We start from the raw sequence: 17,071 nt of genomic DNA, 5'->3' as shown, positions 1-17,071 counted from the left end.
TCAGCCGATCTGCGCGTTCTTGGAGACGGTCACCTGGTCGATGTCGGAGGTGCGCACGGTCACGGCGACCTTCCAGTCGCCCGCCATGGGGATCTGCACGTCGCTCGCCGCCCAGTGGCCGGTGGCGACGCGGTCGGGGGTGACGGGCAGCGGCCCGATCTTCCTGGCCTCCAGGGTGAAGGCGACCTTCACCTCGGGGATGTCGAAGGCGCGGCCGTTGGTCCGGGTGACGTAGACGTGCATCTCGTTGCCGCCCACGCGCGCGGGGTCGAGATCGACCGACACGACGCCCTTGCCGTCGGTGCCGCCCGTGTCGAAGGGCATGGTCAGCGTCACCGCCCCGGACGAGGAGTCCGCCGGCGACGAGGAGGAGGAAGAGGAGGACGAGGTGGCCGCCTTGGCCTCCTGCTCGGTACGGCCGGGTTCGGTCTGCGTCAGCACGGTGGTGACGGCGAGCAGGACGACGGCCACACCCGCCTCCGCGAGCACGGAGCGCCGTAGCCCGAAGCGGTCGGGGTCGGCATCGCGCTCGCGCTTCTGCCGGGCGGTGGCCACGGCGGCCCGCTGCCGGGCGAGCTGGGCGGCCCGCCGGGAGTCGGCGGGGGACTCGTCAGAGCCGCCGGTGGCATCCGCCGCACCGCTGTCGGCGATCTCGCCCGAGTCGTCGGAGGCCGCGGAGCCGCGGTCACCCTCCACCGCGGACCCCGAGCCCGATGCCGTCTTCGCGGAGCCGCCCGCCGCGCGAGCGGCCGCCGGCTCCTTGCGCCGCGGCGCGTCCTCGGCCGCCTCCTCGCGCCCGGCGTCCTCCTGGTCCCCGGACGTCTCCTGCTGCCCGGAGGCCACCTCACGCCCGGCCGGTTCGTCGGCCGATTCCTCCGGCGCCTCGGTCTCCCCCGTCCGCACGTCACTCCCGTCCGCCAGCCGTCCCGTCCAGCGGTGCGAGACCGACGCGATGCCGACGAGCAGCGCCACCAGCCCGATCTTGACGAGGAGCAGCTGCCCGTACGCCGTGTCGGTGAAGGCCGACCAGGAGCCGAGCTGGCGCCAGGACTGGTAGACGCCGGTCGCGACGAGGGCGAGGACACTGCCGAAGGCGAGCGTCGAGAAGCGCCGTACCGCGGAGGCCTCGACCGGTGCCGGCGAGCGGTACAGCGCCACGAGCAGCGCGCTGAGCCCGCCCAGCCAGGCCGCGACCGCGAGCAGATGCACCACGTCGACCGGCATCGCGATGCCGGGCTGCAGGCCGGTCGAGGCGTGCTCGGCCATCGCCCAGCTGGCGGCGAGACCGGCCGACACCACGAACCCGCCGATCGCGAGCCCGAACGTCAGGTCCCGCTTCTCCTCCTCGTCGCGCTTGTCGTAGGCGCCGAACAGGACGGCGATGAACAGCGCGGCCGCGGCGAGCAGCAGCAGCCGGGAGACCAGCGCCGCGCCCGTCTTGGTCTGCAGCACCTGCCCGAGCAGGCTCAGGTCGAAGACGTCGCCGACCTTGCCGGAGCCGGTGTAGGAGCCGCGCAGGAGCAGCAGCAGAAGGGTGGCCGAGGTGAGCGCCAGCCACCCGGAGACCACCAGCCGCTGCACGGCCCGCACGCCCGAGCCGCGCCGCCAGCAGGCCAGCACGAAGGCGCCGCCGCCGACCATGACGATGAAACCGGCGTACGACATGTACCGCCCGAAGCCGTACAGCCAGCCCACGACCCCGCCGCCGGCCGTGTCGCCGGAGACCGAGACGGTGGTCCGGGAGGGGGCGCCGATGGAGAAGGTGAAGGCGCCGGCGACGGGATGGCTGTCCGCCGAGACGACCTGCCAGGAGACCGTGTAGGTGCCGTCGGGCAGGCCGCTCTTCAGCCGCACGGCGTACGAAGTGCCGCTGATGTTGGCCGGTTTGCCGGTGTCGACGCGCTTGCCCTTGGGGTCGAGCACACGCAGCGAGTCGTCGGAGGTGGCGACCTTCTCGGAGAAGTTGAGGGTGACCTGGGTCGGCGCCTTGTCGACCACCACCCCCTGCGCGGGGTCGCTGCCGGTGAGCGCGGCGTGCGCGGAGGCCGGGCCGGCACCGGCGAGAAGGACGCCGATCACGGCCAGGAACAGCAGCACCAGCGCCCGTGTGCGGCGGGGGGTGATGGTCGGTGTCACGGTGGTGCCTCTCCCTCAGTGGCCGGTCGCAGGGTTGTACGTGGCCGACTTCACCGGCATCTCGACGGTGACGGGGTCGGACTTGGCGAAGTGCAGTTCGACGGCGACCTTCTCGCCCTGCTTCGGCTTCCCCTTCAGCTTCTCGAACATCAGGTGGTTGCCGCCGCTCTTGAACACGAGTTGACCGTGCGCGGGCACATCCAGGGAGGTGACCTCCCGCATGGACTGCCCGACGGTCTCGTGCATGGTGACGCTGCCCGCCGCGTCACTGGTGACGGAGGTCAGCTCGTCCTTGACGTCGCCCTTGTTGGTGAGGGTGAAGAAGCCGGCGGCCATCTCGCCCGTGATGGGCTGGGGCATGTAGGAGGCGCTGACGGACAGTTCGGGCCGGTCGTCGCCGGACCCGCCCGAGCCGCCGCAGCCGGCGAGGGCGAGGGCGCCCGTTATCGCCAGCGTCGTGGGAAGGAGTCGCCTCACGGGTTCTGCCCCTTGACGATCTTGGGGAGGTCCTTGGTGTAGTCGTCGACCGAGGCGTCCTCGCCGTAGAGGACGTAACCGGCGTTCGTCTTCGGGGAGAAGGCGATGACCTGGGTGCCGTGCACCGAGACGGTCTTGCCGGTCTTCTTGTCCTTGTGGGTCGGCTCGATGGAGATGCCCAGGGTGCGGGCGCCCGCCTGGACGGTGGAGAAGTCACCGGTCAGGCCGACGAACGCGGGGTCGATGCCCTTGAGCCACTTGCCGAGTTCGGCCGGGGTGTCGCGGGCCGGGTCCGTGGTCACGAACACCACCCGCAGCTTGTCCTGTTCGGCCTTGGGCAACTGCTTCTTGGCGACGGCGAGGTTGCTCATCGTCGTCGGGCAGACGTCGGGGCAGTGGGTGTAGCCGAAGTAGATCAGCGTCGGCTTTCCGGCCGTCTCCTTGCGGAAGTCGTACTTCCGGCCGTGCGTGTCGGTGAGCACCAGGTCCGGCTTCTCGAACGGCTGGTCGAGGACGGTGGCGGCCTTCCGCGCGGTGTCCTCGGAGACCACGGCGACCGGTGAGTCACCGCTGTCACCGCTGCCGCAGGCGGTGAGGGTCAGGGAGGCGGCGGCGAGGAGCGCGGCCGCGGCGAACGTCTTCTTGCGCATAGAAAAATGTCCCAGATGTGAGAGCTCCGGTGTGCACCGGGGGCGGTACGCCCCCGGTGCACAGGGCGGGGGAGGAACCTCAGGCGTCGGAGCGCCGACGGCCGGCCAGCACGCCGTAGGCCACGCCGAGCGCGCCGACGGCGATGCCGACGACGGCGAGCACCCGCGCGGTGGTGTCACTGCTGTCGGAGGACGCGGCGGAGTCGGAGGAGGCGGCCGTGGTGGTCTTGTCGGAGGCGTCCTCCGCGGCCGTCGAGCCGTGGTGCCCGTCCTCGGCGGCCGCGGACAGGGTCAGCACGGGCGCCGGGTTCTCCGGCTCCTCCTGGCCGTCCTGCTGGACCTCGATCCAGCGCACGACCTCCTTGTTGTCGTACGTCTGGACCGCCTTGAAGACCAGTTCGTCGGCGTCCTCGGGCAGGGCGCCCACGGAGACCGGGAACTTCTCGAAGTAGCCGGGCTCGATGCCCTTGCCGTCCGCGGTCCAGGTGATCTTGGAGACGGCCTCGGTGATCTTCTTGCCGTGCACCTCGAGCGGCTTGGCCAGCTCGGTCTTGGTGACCTTGATCTTCCAGCCGTCCATCGGCTCCGGCATCGCGGAGGCCAGCGGGTGGTCGGCCGGGAAGGTGACCTCCAGCTTGGTGGTCGAGGCGTTGTCCCGCTCGTTGGGGACCTTGAAGTCGACGACCGCGTAACCGCCCTTGGCGGCCGCGCCCTCGGGCTGCACGCTGACGTGCGCGGACGCGGGGCCGGACAGGGCGAGCACGGCGGCGCCGGCCAGGGCGCCGGAGGCGGCGAGACGAGAGACCTTCATGGCAGAGAGCACTCCACTTCGAGTGTGGTCACGGTGATGGGGTGCGCGCGCACGCGCGCGTGCCGCACGACGGCGGCCCCCACCCCGAAGGAGTGCGGTGCTCGCGTCGCGTCAGGCGGCGAGGAGGAAGGGCGCGGCGGCGGGCGGGCCGCGCCTGATCACCGTGTGCTGGAGTGCGGCGGTACGGGGTCCGGGCGATGCGAGCGGCGTCGTCCGCGGCACGCGCGGACCCGCCTCGGGTGCGCCCGGGAGCCCGGCACGCAGGGCGCTCACCAGGGCGAACGCGGAGCGCAGGGCTCGTACGAGAGTCCCGTCGGCCAGGGAGTCCGCGGACAGTTCGACGAGCCTGAGCAGCGCCAGGTCCCCGCGGCGCAGCAGCCAGCCGGCGGCGACCGCCGCGAGGACGTGGCCGAGGAGCATCGGCAGGGACGGCAGCAGGGACACCAACGACGGGGAACCGGCCGGGCGCACGGAGCTCATGTCCATGGTGGGCGCCGGCGCGATCCGGGCGTCGGTGAGGATGCGTCGGGCCTGGGCGGGGCTGATGGCCGCCGCGGCCGCGCCGCAGGTGATGCGTGCCGCCTGCCGGACCAGCGAGGCGTCGGACGCCGACGTCATGGACGCCATCGACATGCCGCTCGTGGCCGTGTGCTGACCCAGCCCGAAGAGCGTGTGCAGCACGGCCTGTCCGGCCGCGAGCAGCGCGGCGATCCCGGGCAGCGAGCGCTCGCGTCCGGTGAGCGGCACCGTGACCAGCAGGACCCCGAGGAAACCGGCGCCCAGCGTCCACGGCGGGACGGGGGCGCAGGAGGCCAAGGTGTGTCCGCCCGCGGCCAGCACGACGCAGACCGCGGCGAACACCGCGGCCCGCAGAATCCGGACGTCTCGTCCGGAGCGCGCCCTGCGCTGGTGGGGGGCAGTCATGGCGGGCTCATCATCCCACTGGCCCCGCCCACGCCGTACGGCAGGTCCACAAGATGACCTACGGGCAGAAGATCACTCTCTGGCACAAGCTGATCGGACATACACCGATAACGGACCGGACGCACCGCCCATATGGGCGGCGTCACGTCAACTCCGTGCTTACACACGCCTACGCGCGGCAATAAGAAACGGTATGTCGAGCCGCGGCCGGGAGGCTGGAGCATGAGCATCTGGTGGTCACTCCACTTGCGGCGGGAAGCCGCGAGCGTGCCGCTCGCCCGGCGGCTGCTGCTCGGCGCGATGGAGACGGCGGGGGTCGACCCCGACATCTCCTACGACCTCTCCGTCGCCCTCAGCGAGGCCTGCGCGAACGCCGTCGAGCACGGCGGCGGCGCCGAACCCGGCGCGTCCTCGGAGGAGTACCGGGTCACCGCCTACCTGGACGGCGAGAAGTGCCGGATCGAGGTCACGGACTCGGGCCCCGGGCTCGCTGGGCCCCCGGCGGCTCGCCCCGCGCGCGCCGACGCCGAGCACGGCAGGGGCCTGTTTCTGATCCGGGAGCTCGCCGACCACGTCCACATCGGCGACAAGCCCGGCCGCGACGGCACGGTGGTGAGCTTCGACAAGATCCTCAAGTGGCGGGAGAACGCACCGCTGTTGGCGGTGTGAGCGGTCCGGCCGACGCCTCACCGTGCCGGATCGGCCGACTCCAGCACCTTCTCGAGCACCTCCAGCGCCTCCGGGTACAACCGTTCCCGGGGCGTCCCGTACCCCACGACCAGCCCTTGCGGGTGTGCCTCGTCCGGGGTGTGCCAGTGGTCGCCGAGCCGCCCCAGGGCCAGGCCCTCCGCCTCGGCGCGTTCCAGCACCTCCGTCTCGTCGGCGACCTCCACGAGCGCGTGCAGCCCGGCCGCGATGCCGCGCACGTTGCGGCGGCCGCCCAGCCGGTCGAGGAGCTGGTCCCGGCGCCTGCGGTACCTCAGCCGGCCCGCGCGCACGTGACGGTCGTAGGCGTGGCTCTCGATGAGTTCGGCGAGCGCCAGCTGGCCGATGGACTCCGTGTGGTGGTCGCTGTGCAGCTTGACGTCGGCGACCGCGTCGACGAGGTGCGGCGGCAGCACCATCCAGCCGAGCCGCAGCGCGGGCCCCAGCGTCTTGGAGGCCGTGCCGAGGTAGACGACCTGCCCGGGAGCCATGCCCTGGAGCGCGCCGACGGGCTGGCGGTCGTAGCGGAACTCCCCGTCGTAGTCGTCCTCGACGATCAGTCCGCCCCGCGCGCGTGCCCAGTCCGTCAGTGCCCGCCGCCGCTCGGGGTGCAGCGTCACACCGGTCGGGTACTGGTGGGCCGGGGTGACCACGGCGGCCCGGCAGTCCCCGAGTTCCTCCGCTCGCACCCCCCGCTCGTCGACCCGTGCCGGGACGACACTGCCGCCGTTGCGCCGCACGACCTCCCGGTGGAACGCCAGCCCGGGGTCCTCCATCGCGATCTCGCCGCCCTCCAGCACGCGGGTCAGCAGCGCGAGCCCCTGCACGTACCCGGAGGTGATCACGATCCGCTCGGGCGGCGCGATCACGCCTCGTGCGCGCCCCAGGTAACCCGAGAGCGCCGTACGCAGTTCGATGCGCCCGCGCGGATCGCCGTAGTCGTACGCCGGCAGCGGCGCCGTCGCGATCGCCCGCCGCAGCGACCTGAGCCAGGCCGCCGCCGGGAACGCTCCCACGTCCGGGCTGCCGGGCCGCAGGTCGAAACGTGGCGTCCGCGCGCGTGCGGCCGTGCTCGGCGTCTCCGTCTCGGCCGAGGGCAGCTCCGCGACCTGGGTGCCCGAGCCCTGCCGGGCCGTCAGATAGCCCTCGGCGACGAGCTGGTCGTAGGCGGCCTTGGCGGTCCCCCGCGAGACCCCCAGCTCGGTCGCGAGCCGGCGCGTGGCCGGAAGCCGGGTTCCGGGGGCCAGCCGCCCGTCGCGCACCGCGTCGCGCAGCGCCCGTTCCAGCCCGACCCGCCGTCCTTCGCCGTCGTCGGTCTCCAGATGCAGATCGACACCGACGCCGGACCAGAAGTCGTCCACGACGACCCTCCCCCCAGGTTCGTGAATGCGGGCACATCAATGGCCGGGCACCTCACCGGTACCCGGCCATCCGTGTCGTATCAGCCCTTGAGCGAGGCCATCCAGGCCTCGACCTCGTCGGAGCGGCGCGGCAGCCCGGCCGACAGGTTCCGGTTGCCGTGCTCGGTCACCAGGATGTCGTCCTCGATGCGCACGCCGATGCCGCGGTACTCCTCCGGCACCGTCAGGTCGTCGGCCTGGAAGTACAGGCCGGGCTCGACGGTGAGGCACATCCCGGGCTCCAGCGTCCCGTCGACGTAGGTCTCCTGGCGCGCGGCGGCGCAGTCGTGCACGTCCATGCCGAGCATGTGCCCGGTGCCGTGCAGCGTCCAGCGCCGCTGCAGCCCGAGCTCCAGCACCCGCTCCACGGGCCCCTCGACCAGTCCCCACGCGACGAGCTTCTCGGTGAGCACGTGCTGCGCGGCGTCGTGGAAGTCGCGGTACTTGGCGCCCGGCCGCACCGCCGCGATACCGGCCTCCTGGGCCTCGTACACGGCGTCGTAGATCTTCTTCTGGATCTCGGTGAACCGTCCGCTCACCGGGAGGGTGCGCGTCACGTCGGCGGTGTAGTACGTGTGCGTCTCGACGCCCGCGTCGAGCAGCAGCAGGTCGCCGGAGCGGACCGGGCCGTCGTTGCGCACCCAGTGCAGCGTGCACGCGTGCGGGCCGGCGGCGGCGATGGTGCCGTAGCCGACGTCGTTGCCCTCGACGCGCGCGCGGAGGAAGAAGGTGCCCTCGATGTAGCGCTCGGAGGTGGCCTCGGCCTTGTCGAGGACCTTCACGACGTCCTCGAAGCCGCGCACGGTCGAGTCGACGGCCTTCTGCAGCTCGCCGACCTCGAAGTCGTCCTTGACCAGGCGCGCCTCGGAGAGGAAGACCCGCAGCTCCTCGTCCCGCTCGGCGGTGACCTTGTCGGTCAGGGCCGCCTCGATCCCGGCGTCGTAGCCGCGCACGACCCGCACCGGGCCGGTCGTCTCGCGCAGCTTGCCGGCGAGCTCGCGCACGTCGGAGGCCGGGATGCCGTACAGCTTCGACGCCTCGGTGAGCGAGTGGCGCCGGCCCACCCACAGTTCGCCTTGCCCGGAGAGCCAGAACTCGCCGTTCTCCCGGTCCGAGCGCGGCAGGAGGTAGATCGTCTCCTTGTGGCCGTCGCCGGTGGGCTCCAGGACGAGCACGCCGTCCTCGGTCTGGTTGCCGGTGAGGTAGGCGTACTCGACGGAGGCCCGGAAGGGGTAGTCCGTGTCGTTCGAGCGGGTCTTGAGGTTGCCCGCGGGGATCACCAGGCGCTCACCGGGGAAGCGTGCCGACAGCGCGGCGCGCCGCGCGGCGGTCTCGGCGGCCTGGGCGATCGGCTCCAGGTCGCGCAGTTCCGTGTCGGCCCAGCCGGACTTCATGTTCTCGGCCAGCTCGTCGGACACGCCCGGGTACAGGCCGTTCTTGCGCTGCTTGATCGGCTCTTCTTCAGCGGTCTCCGGCCCCGCTGCGGCAGCAGCAGGTTCCATAGAGTCCGGGAGCTCCTCCGCCACGGTCATCCTCCTTGTTACGGCACTGGACCCCCTCCATCGTACGGTCGTGCGGAAGGGGGCTCAGGGGCGAAGGACCTGTTACCGGGGGCAGCGGCGCGCGTGCGCGGGCACGCGCTCCCGGCTCACTCGAAGCGTGCCGCCAGCAGGACGACGTCCTCCTCGCTGTCGGCCGCGTCCATGCCGTCCGGCAGGACGGTGCGCAGCACGTGGTCGGCGATCGCGTCCGGGTCGTGCCGCAGCGCCCTGGGCACCCCGGCGGCCGCCGCGTGCAGACGCGCGAAGGCGCGGTCGGTGGGGTCGCCGGTGCGGTGCAGCAGGCCGTCGGTGTAGAGCAGCACCGTTTCGCCCGGCTCGGCCTGGAACTCCACGCTGGGCGCCTCCCAGCAGGCGAGCATGCCGAGCGGTGCGGACACCGACGTCTCGACGAACTCGGTGCGCCGCTCGCCGACCAGCAGCGGCGGGCAGTGCCCGGCACCGGCCAGCGTGATCTTGCGCAGGGCGGGCTCGCAGTAGGCGAACAGGGCGGTTGCGGAGCGGGCCGGTTCGGTCAGGCGCAGCAGCAGTTCCAGGTCGGACAGGACGGCGACGGGGTCCTCGCCCTCCATCACGGCGTACGCACGCAGGGAGGCGCGCAGCCGTCCCATCGCGGCGACCGCGCTCGGGCCGGAACCGGTGACCGAGCCGACCGCGAGGCCGAGGGCCGCGTCGGGCAGCGGCAGCGCGTCGTACCAGTCGCCGCCCCCGCGCGGGCCGGTGCGGTGCCGGGCGGCGAGCTGGACGCCGGCGACGCGGGGGAGCCGGGACGGCAGCAGCTCCTCGGCCATCGTCGCCATGCACGCGCGCGTGCGCTCCACCTCCACCAGCCGGGCCAGGTGCTCGCCGGCGTACTGGGTGTACAGCCCGACCAGGTGCCGCTGCCGCTCGCCCGGCTCCGCGGGCTCGTCGTACAGCCACACGGCGGCGCCGACGCGGCCCATGTGCTCGGCGGTCAGCGGGAGGGCGTAGCACGCGGCGTAGCCGAGGCGGGCGGCCACCTCGCGGTGGCGGGGGTCGAGACCGTCCTCGGCGAGCAGGTCGGGCTGGGCGATCTCGCCGTCGGCGCCCGGGAGTCCGTCGAGGATGCGGCCGTACGACATCGCGCTGCGCGGCACGGTCTCGATGTGCCCGAGGTCCGCGCGGGCCAGCCCCAGGCCGATCGTCGTGTCCGGCCCGAGCCCGTCGCCCGGTTCCAGTACGACGAGACCGCGCCGGGCGCCCACCAGGGCGGCTCCGGCGCGCAGCACTTCGGTCAGGGCCTCGGTCAGCACGTCCGTGCGGGCCAGGCGTTCGGTGAGTTCGTGCAGTGTCGTGAGGTCCGACACCCAACCCGCGAGACGGTCCTGGAGCAGTGCTCCGGGTGCGTTCGGCGGGGGGACCGGTGGGGTACCCGGGGTGGCCGGCGCGGGCGCGACAGTGTGTGCGGGCGACGGAACCGTTGAATCGATTCCAGCCACTTTCGAAGGGTGAGGGGCGTTCATGGCGTCCGGCTTTCCGACCGGTGCGTATTGCTCAAAAGCATCGCAAACCCCCATGTCATTCTGCGCCGCTAGCGGTGTCTCCACATGTACACGCACTCGTGAGGGGATGTCCAGCATTGTCCTGCGGGGATTCCTGGTGTCCGTGGGTAACTGGAGTAGGGTGTGCCGTTAAGCGAAGTTGGCCTAAAACAGCCTGGGGTAACGGGCTATTGCGGTCGACTGGGCTTGCTCCACAGAGCGTCACAGCGGTCGTGATGGGTACGTACTCGGAGAAGGCCAGGGGTGGTTGACAGCCACCCGGAACCTGGCGACCGAACCGGGCGTCCTATCCACCGACGACCGTGCCCCATCCTCCCGTGGTGGAGGCGAAGAGAAATACGCGGAACGCAAAACGCCAGACTTCGCCACCCCCCGCCAGGCCCATGCTTTTGATAGACGCTATGGGTGGCGAGGTTGCCGCGGAAGCAGCCAATGCTCGGCCCATAGGGGTTCCCCTTGCCTCCGGCAGGGGTGTGATGCGCCAACAGGTACGCACAGTGAAGTGATCGACACATGGTGTGATGTGGCCCCCACGGTGTTGCCAGCGGTGCAACGGAAAGGAACGAGCGCTCATGCGCGAGATCCTCGGAAGGCGACGCAGGCTCCTGTCCCAGCGCAGCGACGGAAGGCCTGAGTTGATCAGCGCGGCCCTGACCTGCGCGACGGAATGGCAGTGGCCCGTACTCCCGGGCGTGGCACCGGACCCGCAGGGGCGCTCCCGCTGCGCCTGCCCGGACCCGGAGTGCACGGTGCCCGGCGCGCACCCCTTCGACCCCGCCCTCCTCGCGGCCACCACCGACCCGCGCATGGTGCGCTGGTGGTGGACCAACCGGCCCGCCGCGCCGATCATCCTGGCCACCGGCGGCAAGGCGCCCTGCGCGGTCAGCCTGCCGGCCCTGGCCGCCGCGCAGACCCTGGCCGCCCTGGACCGCATGGGCATGCGCCTCGGCCCGGTCGTGGCCTCGCCCAGCCGCTGGGCGATCCTCGTGAAGCCGTACACCCTGGAGCAGTTGGGCGAACTGCTCTACGCCAAGGACTGCGTCCCCGGCTCGCTGCGGTTCCACGGCGAGGGCGGCTACCTCGCCCTGCCCCCGGCGGAGACCGGCGAGGGCGCCATCCGCTGGGAGCGCGCCCCGCTCCCCGGTTCCGCCTCCCCATGGGTCCCCGACGTCGAGCCCGTGGCCGACGCCGCGGTCGAGGTACTCACTCGTACGGGTGTGAGCGCCCCCGAGTTGTAGGGGTGTCCGGCGCGCGCGGGGCGGCACGCGCGTGCGTGGTCGTTATCTTCCGCCTTATGCCGCGTCATTCCCGGGGGCACAGCGCCCCCCAGCCGCTCCCCAGCGGGCGAGACCCCCGAAGGATCCGCCTGCTCGCCCTCACGGGCGTCGTGGTGGCGGCGGTCGTGCTGCCGCTGGCCGTGGCGTCGGCGGGGCCGGCGGGCGACAAGGGCAGTGCCGTCGTACGAGCCCCCGCGCGTCGGCCCGTCCAGTCCTCCCCGCCCCCCGGTGACGCCAAGGCGCCCTCCGCCGAACCCTCCGGCTCACCCCTGCTGCTCGGTCTGGGCCTGGCCACCGCCGCCCGCTGCGGCCCCTCCCTCACCTCACCGGACGGCATCGAGGCGCAGACGTGCGTGCTCACGCAGGGCGAGGACACCTGGGCGCGCACCTACTACCGCAACACCACCGGCGACGCCCTGGACGCCGTACTGAGTCTGATGGGGCCGGGCGGGCGCACGGTGCAGACGAATTGTGCTGTGGGCGCCGAGGACGAGCCGGGGATGTGCGAGACGCCCCGGGAACGGACCCGGGGGACGCCGGACGCCTACACGGCGGTGGCGGAGTTCGCGGCGAAGCGCGCCGACGGGCCGCTGCTGCTGCGCTCAGGGAGCAACTCCGAGCCCAGTCCGGGCAGTTGACGGACGAGGCCATTCCGTGTGGGAGCCGCGGGCATGAAAAGACCCGGTTGCTGGCGACGGGGGATGCACCAGCAACCGGGCTACTGGAACGGTAACAAGAGATCGGCGGTTCGCAAATTCGATCCGGGCTTTCCGGTCACGTATTTCCGTGTTCCTGACGGGACTTGTGAGCGGAGCCACCGCCTGCGGACGAGCCGGCTCGGCTGACCGGTCGGTCAGCCGGGGCCGATCCCGTCACGGCTCGTCAACTGAGCGTGACCTGCCGGTTGGTGAGACCGCCGCGCGCGCGACGCTCGTCGGCGGTCAGCGGCGCGTCCGAGGCGAGGGCACCGGCGAGCCGCTCGGCGAACTCGGCGGCCGGCTTCTCGATGTCCTCCGCCGTGACCTCGCCCGGCAGGTCCCAGACCGGCACGATGAGCCCGTGAGCCCGGAAGGACCCCACGAGGCGGGTGCCCTCACCGAGGGACGAGCGGCCCGCGGCGTGCAGGCGCGCGAGGGCGTCCAGAAGCCGCTCCTCCGGATGCGGCATGACCCAGCGCAGGTGGTTCTTGTCCGGCGTGCGGCACCAGTACGCCGCGTCCACGCCGGTCAGCTTCACCGTCGGGATCGCCGCGGCGTTGGCCCGCTCCAGGGAGGCGGCCACCTCCGGCGTCGCGTTCTCCGCGTCCGGCACCCAGAACTCGAAGCCCTCGTGCACAACTGGCTCGAACGCGCCTTCGGGGTCCAGCAGGTCCTGCAGCCGCGGGCCCTCGGCGGGGGCGCGCCGGCCCTCGACCGGCGTGCCCGGCTCCGCGGTCAGCGCGCGCCGGAGGGTGTCGGCGAGGTCGCGGCTGATGTCGCCCGACGCCGTGTCGTTCTGCAGTCCGAGCAGCACCGAGCCGTCGTCGCGGCGCAGCGCCGGCCAGGCCATCGGCAGCACGGTGGCGAGCGTGACCGACGGGACGCCCTCGGGCAGGCCGTCCTTCAGGGGCAGCTCGACCGTGGCCGCGGGCACCAGCTCGCGCAGCGCCACCCAGTCGCACTCCCCGGGCAGGCCCTCGAAGGGGCGCCGCACCAGCTCGGTCACCGCCTGCGCGGCGGCCCGTCCGTGGCAGGCCTTGTAACGGCGGCCGCTGCCGCAGGGGCAGGGTTCGCGGGCGCCGACGACCGGAACGTCCCCGTCAGCGACACCGGCGCGGGCTGTGCCGGTGTTCTGGGGCTGCTTGGCCTTCGTTGGGGGTCGCTTCTTGGCCATCGTGGGTGTCTCCCGGTTACGGCTCGTCTCGTACGGCGGGAGCCTAGCCGTTCACGCCATGCGTGACGGGATCCTGTGGACGAGCACGCCGGGCCCGGGCGGCGCTGCCCGGTGCCGGCGCGCTAGTCCAGCTCGTCGAACGCGTCCGCGAAGCCCAGGCTCGGCATCGCCGGGATCCGGGACACCGTCGGCGCGGTGACGCGCGTAGCGAAGTCGTCGCGGCGGTGCCCGGCATCGGGATCATGGACGTCCTCGTGGACCACGACCCAGACGGTGACCTCGCCGCGGGCGTCGTCGCGGACGCCCCAATCGTCGGCCAGCGCGGTGATGATGTTCAGGCCGCGGCCGCCGTGCGCGGTGACCGAGGGCGTGGCCGGAGCCGGGCGGGTCGGTCCGCCACCGTCCGTGACCTCCACCGTGAGCCGGCCGCCGCGGTCGATGCGCCAGGCCGCGCGGACGTCACCGTCCCCGGCCAGGGCGTCGCCCAGGGGCCGACCGTGTTTGCACGCATTGCTCAAGAGTTCGGAAAGAATCAGAACGGCATCGTCGATGACCGCTTCCGAGACGCCGCCCCTGCGCAGTTGCTCGCGCATACGGTGTCTCGCCTCCCCCACGCCCGCAGGGCCATGGGGTACGGCCATGCTCGACGACGTGGGCACCTCCTGTGCCACCACCAACGCCACCCCCGAGACCTCCTTTGCCCCACGCCACGGTGTGGATGCCCCATTGGCCTGTACCGGAAACCGGCCAATGCACGCGCGGTGACGCATTCGAAACGATCGAATACGGAACGAACGCGCCGGAGCACTCCCTGTAGTCGTGTGGCTGGTTTTCGACGGTGTCCGGAAACGGAGGATGGTGCCAAAGGGGTGGAAGGGTCAAGAGTTCTTCACAGGTCTTTACCAGTGACACACCGTCAACGGTCGAGTCGGCGCAGCACCGCGCGCGGCCGGTTGGTGATGATGGCGTCGACGCCCAGCTCCACGCAGAGGTCGACGTCCTCCGGCTCGTTCACCGTCCAGACGTGCACCTGGTGACCGTTCCGCTTGAGCCGCTCGACGTACGACGGCTGGTTGCGCAGGATGCGGATGGAGGGGCCCGCGATCCGGACACCCGCCGGAAGCCGTCCGTCGCGCAAGCGCGGCGAGACGAACTGCAGCAGATAGACCGTCGGCAGGGTCGGCGACGCGGCACGCACGCGATGCAGCGAGCGCGCCGAGAAGCTCATCACGCGCACCGGGGAGTCGGCGGCGGACGCGGGGGCGTCCAGGCCGAACCGCTTCAGGAGCACCAGCAGGCGCTCCTCCACCTGTCCGGCCCAGCGCGTCGGATGCTTCGTCTCGATGGCCAGTTCCACGCGCCGCCCCGCGTCCGCGACCAGCTCCAGCAGCCGCTCCAGGGTGAGCACGGAGGTGTGCTCGGGGCCCTCGGGGAGGTACTCCCAGTCGGGTTCCTCGTCGCGCGTGCGGAAGAACTCGCGCGTCCTGCGGGAGCCGAAGTCCAGGGTGGCGAGGTCGGCGAGCTCCAGCGCCGAGACCGCGCCGCGGCCGTTGGAGGTGCGGTTGACGCGGCGGTCGTGGACACAGACCAGGTGTCCGTCGGCCGTCAGGCGCACATCGCATTCGAGGGCGTCCGCACCGTCCTCGATCGCCTTCTTGTACGCGGCCAGGGTGTGTTCCGGGGCCTCCTCGGAGGCTCCGCGGTGGGCGACGACCTTGATCGTGTGCTGCCGTGCGTGGGTCACCGCGTCATGGTGCCACCGCACGGGGGTAGTCGTGCGATCGGAGGAGCAGAGATTGCATCCCTTTTGAGTGTCATGACCTATATAAAGAATGGCCGCGGACCCACAGGCACCGCTTATGGTGCCCTGACAGCTCATGGGAAAAGCTGACGGCATACAAAATGACATGCACAGCTGCAGCGCGCCGGACCGTCGACAACGAGAACGGGCGTGACCGAGTGCGACCGAGAAGAACAGCCGTGGATCGAGGAGAGAAGCTGTGAGCACCGAGAACGAGGGCACCGCGGTACCCCCGGCCCCGTCTGCACCCCCTGTGCCGGTGGACGCTCCCGCTCCCTCGGCACCTGCCACCCCCGAGGGGAGCGACCACCGTACGGCCCCGCTCCCGCCGGTGCCCCCGAGCGCCCCCGGCGCCCCGGAACAGCACCCGGTGCACGCGGGCCACGCTCCCGTGTACGCCTCGGCGGGTTCCGGCGGTGCCCAGCAGGGCTCCGGGGGATCGGCGCCGGACAGCTCCTGGCCGCCCCCGCCGCCCGCGACCCCCTCGTACTCGGACGGCGGCAGCGGCTCCGACTCCGGCTGGGGCTCCTCGTACCAGCAGCAGCCCTCGCCGAAGCCCAAGTCCGGCCGCGGCGGACTCGTCGCCGCGATCCTGGTGGCCGCGCTGGTCGCCGGCGGCCTGGGCGGCGGCCTCGGTTACACGCTGGCCAAGAACAACGACGACAACACCGGCTCCACCACCGTCTCCGCCTCCACCAGCGGCGGCGCGGTGAAGCGGGACGCCGGCACGGTCGCGGGCGTGGCCGCCCGGGCGCTGCCCAGCACGGTCACCATCGAGGCCGAGTCCAACAGCGGCGAGGGCGGCACCGGAACGGGCTTCGTCTTCGACACGCAGGGCCACATCGTCACCAACAACCACGTCGTCGCGGACGCCCTCGACGGCGGCAAGCTGACGGCGACCTTCCCGAACGGCAAGAAGTACAACGCCGAGGTCGTCGGCCACGCGCAGGGCTACGACGTCGCGGTCATCAAGCTCAAGAACCCGCCGTCGGACCTCAAGCCCCTGACGCTGGGCGACTCCGACCGGGTGGCCGTCGGCGACTCCACGATCGCCATCGGCGCGCCCTTCGGCCTGTCCAACACGGTGACGACCGGCATCATCAGCGCCAAGAACCGCCCCGTCGCCTCCAGCGACGGCACCGGCTCCAACGCCTCCTACATGAGCGCCCTGCAGACGGACGCCTCGATCAACCCGGGCAACTCCGGTGGCCCGCTGCTGGACGCCCAGGGCAACGTCATCGGCATCAACTCGGCCATCCAGTCCACCGGCAGCGGGGGCCTCGGCGGCTCCAGCCAGTCCGGCTCGATCGGCCTCGGCTTCGCCATCCCGATCAACCAGGCCAAGTACGTCGCCCAGCAGCTGATCAAGACCGGCAAGCCGGTGTACGCCAAGATCGGCGCCTCCGTCTCCCTGGAGGACTCCACCAACGGCGCGAAGATCACCGAGTCGGGCACCGGCGGCTCCTCCTCGGTGGAGTCCGGCGGCCCCGCCGCCAAGGCCGGCCTCAAGCCGGGCGACGTCATCATCAAGCTGGACGACAGGGTGATCGACTCCGGCCCCACCCTGATCGGCGAGATCTGGACCCACAAGCCCGGCGACACGGTCACCATCACCTACGAGCGGGGCGGCAAGTCCCACACGGTCCAGCTCACCCTGGGCTCCCGCACGGGCGACAGCTGACCCACCGATCCACGCGCGCGTACCTCCCCGGGTTCGCGACATCTGCTCCCCGCGCGCGCGTGCCAACCCGTTACTCTTGTCCCCGCGCCGCCGATCACCGGCGACGCGGGGAGGCGTGCCCGAGCGGCCGAAGGGAACGGTCTTGAAAACCGTCGTGGCAGCGATGTCACCGTGGGTTCAAATCCCACCGCCTCCGCGCTGAGAGCAATGAGAACGGCCCCCGACCTGGTGAGCAGGTCGGGGGCCGTCGTCGCG

15 protein-coding genes and 1 tRNA gene are annotated in these 17,071 nt (G+C 72.1%); 5 read left to right on the top strand and 11 right to left on the bottom strand.

All coding sequences use genetic code 11. From position 1 onward, the window contains the following. The 5 genes from LN251_RS13810 to LN251_RS13790 all read right to left on the bottom strand — a co-directional run bounded on the left by LN251_RS13810 (window position 1) and on the right by LN251_RS13790 (window position 4,998). Window positions 1-2,136: a copper resistance protein CopC gene (locus LN251_RS13810; protein WP_458244698.1), complete on the bottom strand. Its 2,136-nt coding sequence runs from the start codon at window positions 2,134-2,136 to the stop codon at window positions 1-3. 15 nt (window positions 2,137-2,151) lie between these two features. After that, window positions 2,152-2,613, bottom strand: coding sequence for a copper chaperone PCu(A)C (locus tag LN251_RS13805; RefSeq protein WP_458244697.1), 462 nt, complete (start codon window positions 2,611-2,613; stop codon window positions 2,152-2,154). Then, entirely contained in the window at window positions 2,610-3,263 is a 654-nt protein-coding gene (locus LN251_RS13800; protein ID WP_458244696.1) for an SCO family protein, read from the bottom strand. Before LN251_RS13800 ends, LN251_RS13805 begins: the two co-directional genes overlap by 4 nt. A 79-nt stretch (window positions 3,264-3,342) precedes the next feature. Continuing rightward, window positions 3,343-4,074, bottom strand: a complete 732-nt coding sequence (locus tag LN251_RS13795; protein WP_458244695.1) for a YcnI family copper-binding membrane protein — start codon at window positions 4,072-4,074, stop codon at window positions 3,343-3,345. A 111-nt stretch (window positions 4,075-4,185) separates the two neighbouring features. Then, window positions 4,186-4,998: a hypothetical protein gene (locus tag LN251_RS13790; protein ID WP_458244694.1), complete on the bottom strand. Its 813-nt coding sequence runs from the start codon at window positions 4,996-4,998 to the stop codon at window positions 4,186-4,188. Window positions 4,999-5,220: 222 nt separating this feature from the next. On the opposite strand from LN251_RS13790, the gene LN251_RS13785 reads away from it, so the two are divergent. Continuing rightward, window positions 5,221-5,667 (top strand): ATP-binding protein, encoded by a 447-nt coding sequence (locus LN251_RS13785; protein WP_458244693.1) that lies wholly within the window; start codon window positions 5,221-5,223, stop codon window positions 5,665-5,667. 17 nt (window positions 5,668-5,684) lie between these two features. Here the strand turns inward: LN251_RS13785 and pdxR are convergent, their stop codons facing one another. The 3 genes from pdxR to LN251_RS13770 form a co-directional block, all read right to left on the bottom strand. Next, window positions 5,685-7,064, bottom strand: coding sequence for a MocR-like pyridoxine biosynthesis transcription factor PdxR (pdxR, locus tag LN251_RS13780; protein WP_458244692.1), 1,380 nt, complete (start codon window positions 7,062-7,064; stop codon window positions 5,685-5,687). Window positions 7,065-7,144: 80 nt separating this feature from the next. Then, on the bottom strand, window positions 7,145-8,635 hold the full coding sequence (locus tag LN251_RS13775) for an aminopeptidase P family protein (RefSeq protein ID WP_458244691.1): 1,491 nt from the start codon (window positions 8,633-8,635) through the stop codon (window positions 7,145-7,147). A 116-nt stretch (window positions 8,636-8,751) separates the two neighbouring features. After that, window positions 8,752-10,263: a PP2C family protein-serine/threonine phosphatase gene (locus LN251_RS13770; protein ID WP_458244690.1), complete on the bottom strand. Its 1,512-nt coding sequence runs from the start codon at window positions 10,261-10,263 to the stop codon at window positions 8,752-8,754. Between the two features lie 494 nt (window positions 10,264-10,757). Here LN251_RS13770 and LN251_RS13765 point away from each other — a divergent pair, with 494 nt between their 5' ends. Both LN251_RS13765 and LN251_RS13760 read left to right on the top strand, forming a co-directional pair. Further along, window positions 10,758-11,423: a bifunctional DNA primase/polymerase gene (locus LN251_RS13765; protein WP_458244689.1), complete on the top strand. Its 666-nt coding sequence runs from the start codon at window positions 10,758-10,760 to the stop codon at window positions 11,421-11,423. A gap of 56 nt (window positions 11,424-11,479) precedes the next feature. Beyond that, window positions 11,480-12,100: a hypothetical protein gene (locus tag LN251_RS13760; protein WP_458244688.1), complete on the top strand. Its 621-nt coding sequence runs from the start codon at window positions 11,480-11,482 to the stop codon at window positions 12,098-12,100. A gap of 244 nt (window positions 12,101-12,344) precedes the next feature. Here LN251_RS13760 and LN251_RS13755 read toward each other — a convergent pair whose 3' ends face one another. The 3 genes from LN251_RS13755 to LN251_RS13745 all read right to left on the bottom strand — a co-directional run bounded on the left by LN251_RS13755 (window position 12,345) and on the right by LN251_RS13745 (window position 15,078). Beyond that, complete coding sequence (locus tag LN251_RS13755) at window positions 12,345-13,334, bottom strand: DUF5926 family protein (protein WP_458244687.1); 990 nt, start codon at window positions 13,332-13,334, stop codon at window positions 12,345-12,347. 122 nt (window positions 13,335-13,456) lie between these two features. After that, window positions 13,457-14,104, bottom strand: a complete 648-nt coding sequence (locus LN251_RS13750; protein ID WP_458244686.1) for an ATP-binding protein — start codon at window positions 14,102-14,104, stop codon at window positions 13,457-13,459. Window positions 14,105-14,250: 146 nt separating this feature from the next. Then, complete coding sequence (locus tag LN251_RS13745) at window positions 14,251-15,078, bottom strand: glycerophosphodiester phosphodiesterase (protein WP_249835655.1); 828 nt, start codon at window positions 15,076-15,078, stop codon at window positions 14,251-14,253. A gap of 256 nt (window positions 15,079-15,334) precedes the next feature. On the opposite strand from LN251_RS13745, the gene LN251_RS13740 reads away from it, so the two are divergent. After that, window positions 15,335-16,816 (top strand): S1C family serine protease, encoded by a 1,482-nt coding sequence (locus LN251_RS13740; RefSeq protein ID WP_458244685.1) that lies wholly within the window; start codon window positions 15,335-15,337, stop codon window positions 16,814-16,816. A gap of 109 nt (window positions 16,817-16,925) precedes the next feature. After that, window positions 16,926-17,012, top strand: a tRNA-Ser gene (locus LN251_RS13735). The last annotated feature ends 59 nt before the right edge of the window (window positions 17,013-17,071 follow it).

This window comes from Streptomyces sp. MAI_2237 (assembly GCF_054189285.1).
The sequence above is the reverse complement of the archived record's forward strand: the minus strand, read 5'-3'. Positions and strand labels throughout refer to the sequence as shown.

What these genes read in the sequence shown, in the direction of transcription:
- LN251_RS13800 (WP_458244696.1), bottom strand. Translation starts at nt 3,263, where the DNA reads ATGCGCAAGAAGACGTTCGCCGCGGCCGCGCTCCTCGCCGCCGCCTCC.
- LN251_RS13795 (WP_458244695.1), bottom strand. Translation starts at nt 4,074, where the DNA reads ATGAAGGTCTCTCGTCTCGCCGCCTCCGGCGCCCTGGCCGGCGCCGCC.
- LN251_RS13790 (WP_458244694.1), bottom strand. Translation starts at nt 4,998, where the DNA reads ATGACTGCCCCCCACCAGCGCAGGGCGCGCTCCGGACGAGACGTCCGG.
- LN251_RS13785 (WP_458244693.1), top strand. Translation starts at nt 5,221, where the DNA reads ATGAGCATCTGGTGGTCACTCCACTTGCGGCGGGAAGCCGCGAGCGTG.
- LN251_RS13775 (WP_458244691.1), bottom strand. Translation starts at nt 8,635, where the DNA reads ATGACCGTGGCGGAGGAGCTCCCGGACTCTATGGAACCTGCTGCTGCC.
- LN251_RS13770 (WP_458244690.1), bottom strand. Translation starts at nt 10,263, where the DNA reads ATGCTGGACATCCCCTCACGAGTGCGTGTACATGTGGAGACACCGCTA.
- LN251_RS13765 (WP_458244689.1), top strand. Translation starts at nt 10,758, where the DNA reads ATGCGCGAGATCCTCGGAAGGCGACGCAGGCTCCTGTCCCAGCGCAGC.
- LN251_RS13760 (WP_458244688.1), top strand. Translation starts at nt 11,480, where the DNA reads ATGCCGCGTCATTCCCGGGGGCACAGCGCCCCCCAGCCGCTCCCCAGC.
- LN251_RS13755 (WP_458244687.1), bottom strand. Translation starts at nt 13,334, where the DNA reads ATGGCCAAGAAGCGACCCCCAACGAAGGCCAAGCAGCCCCAGAACACC.
- LN251_RS13750 (WP_458244686.1), bottom strand. Translation starts at nt 14,104, where the DNA reads ATGCGTCACCGCGCGTGCATTGGCCGGTTTCCGGTACAGGCCAATGGG.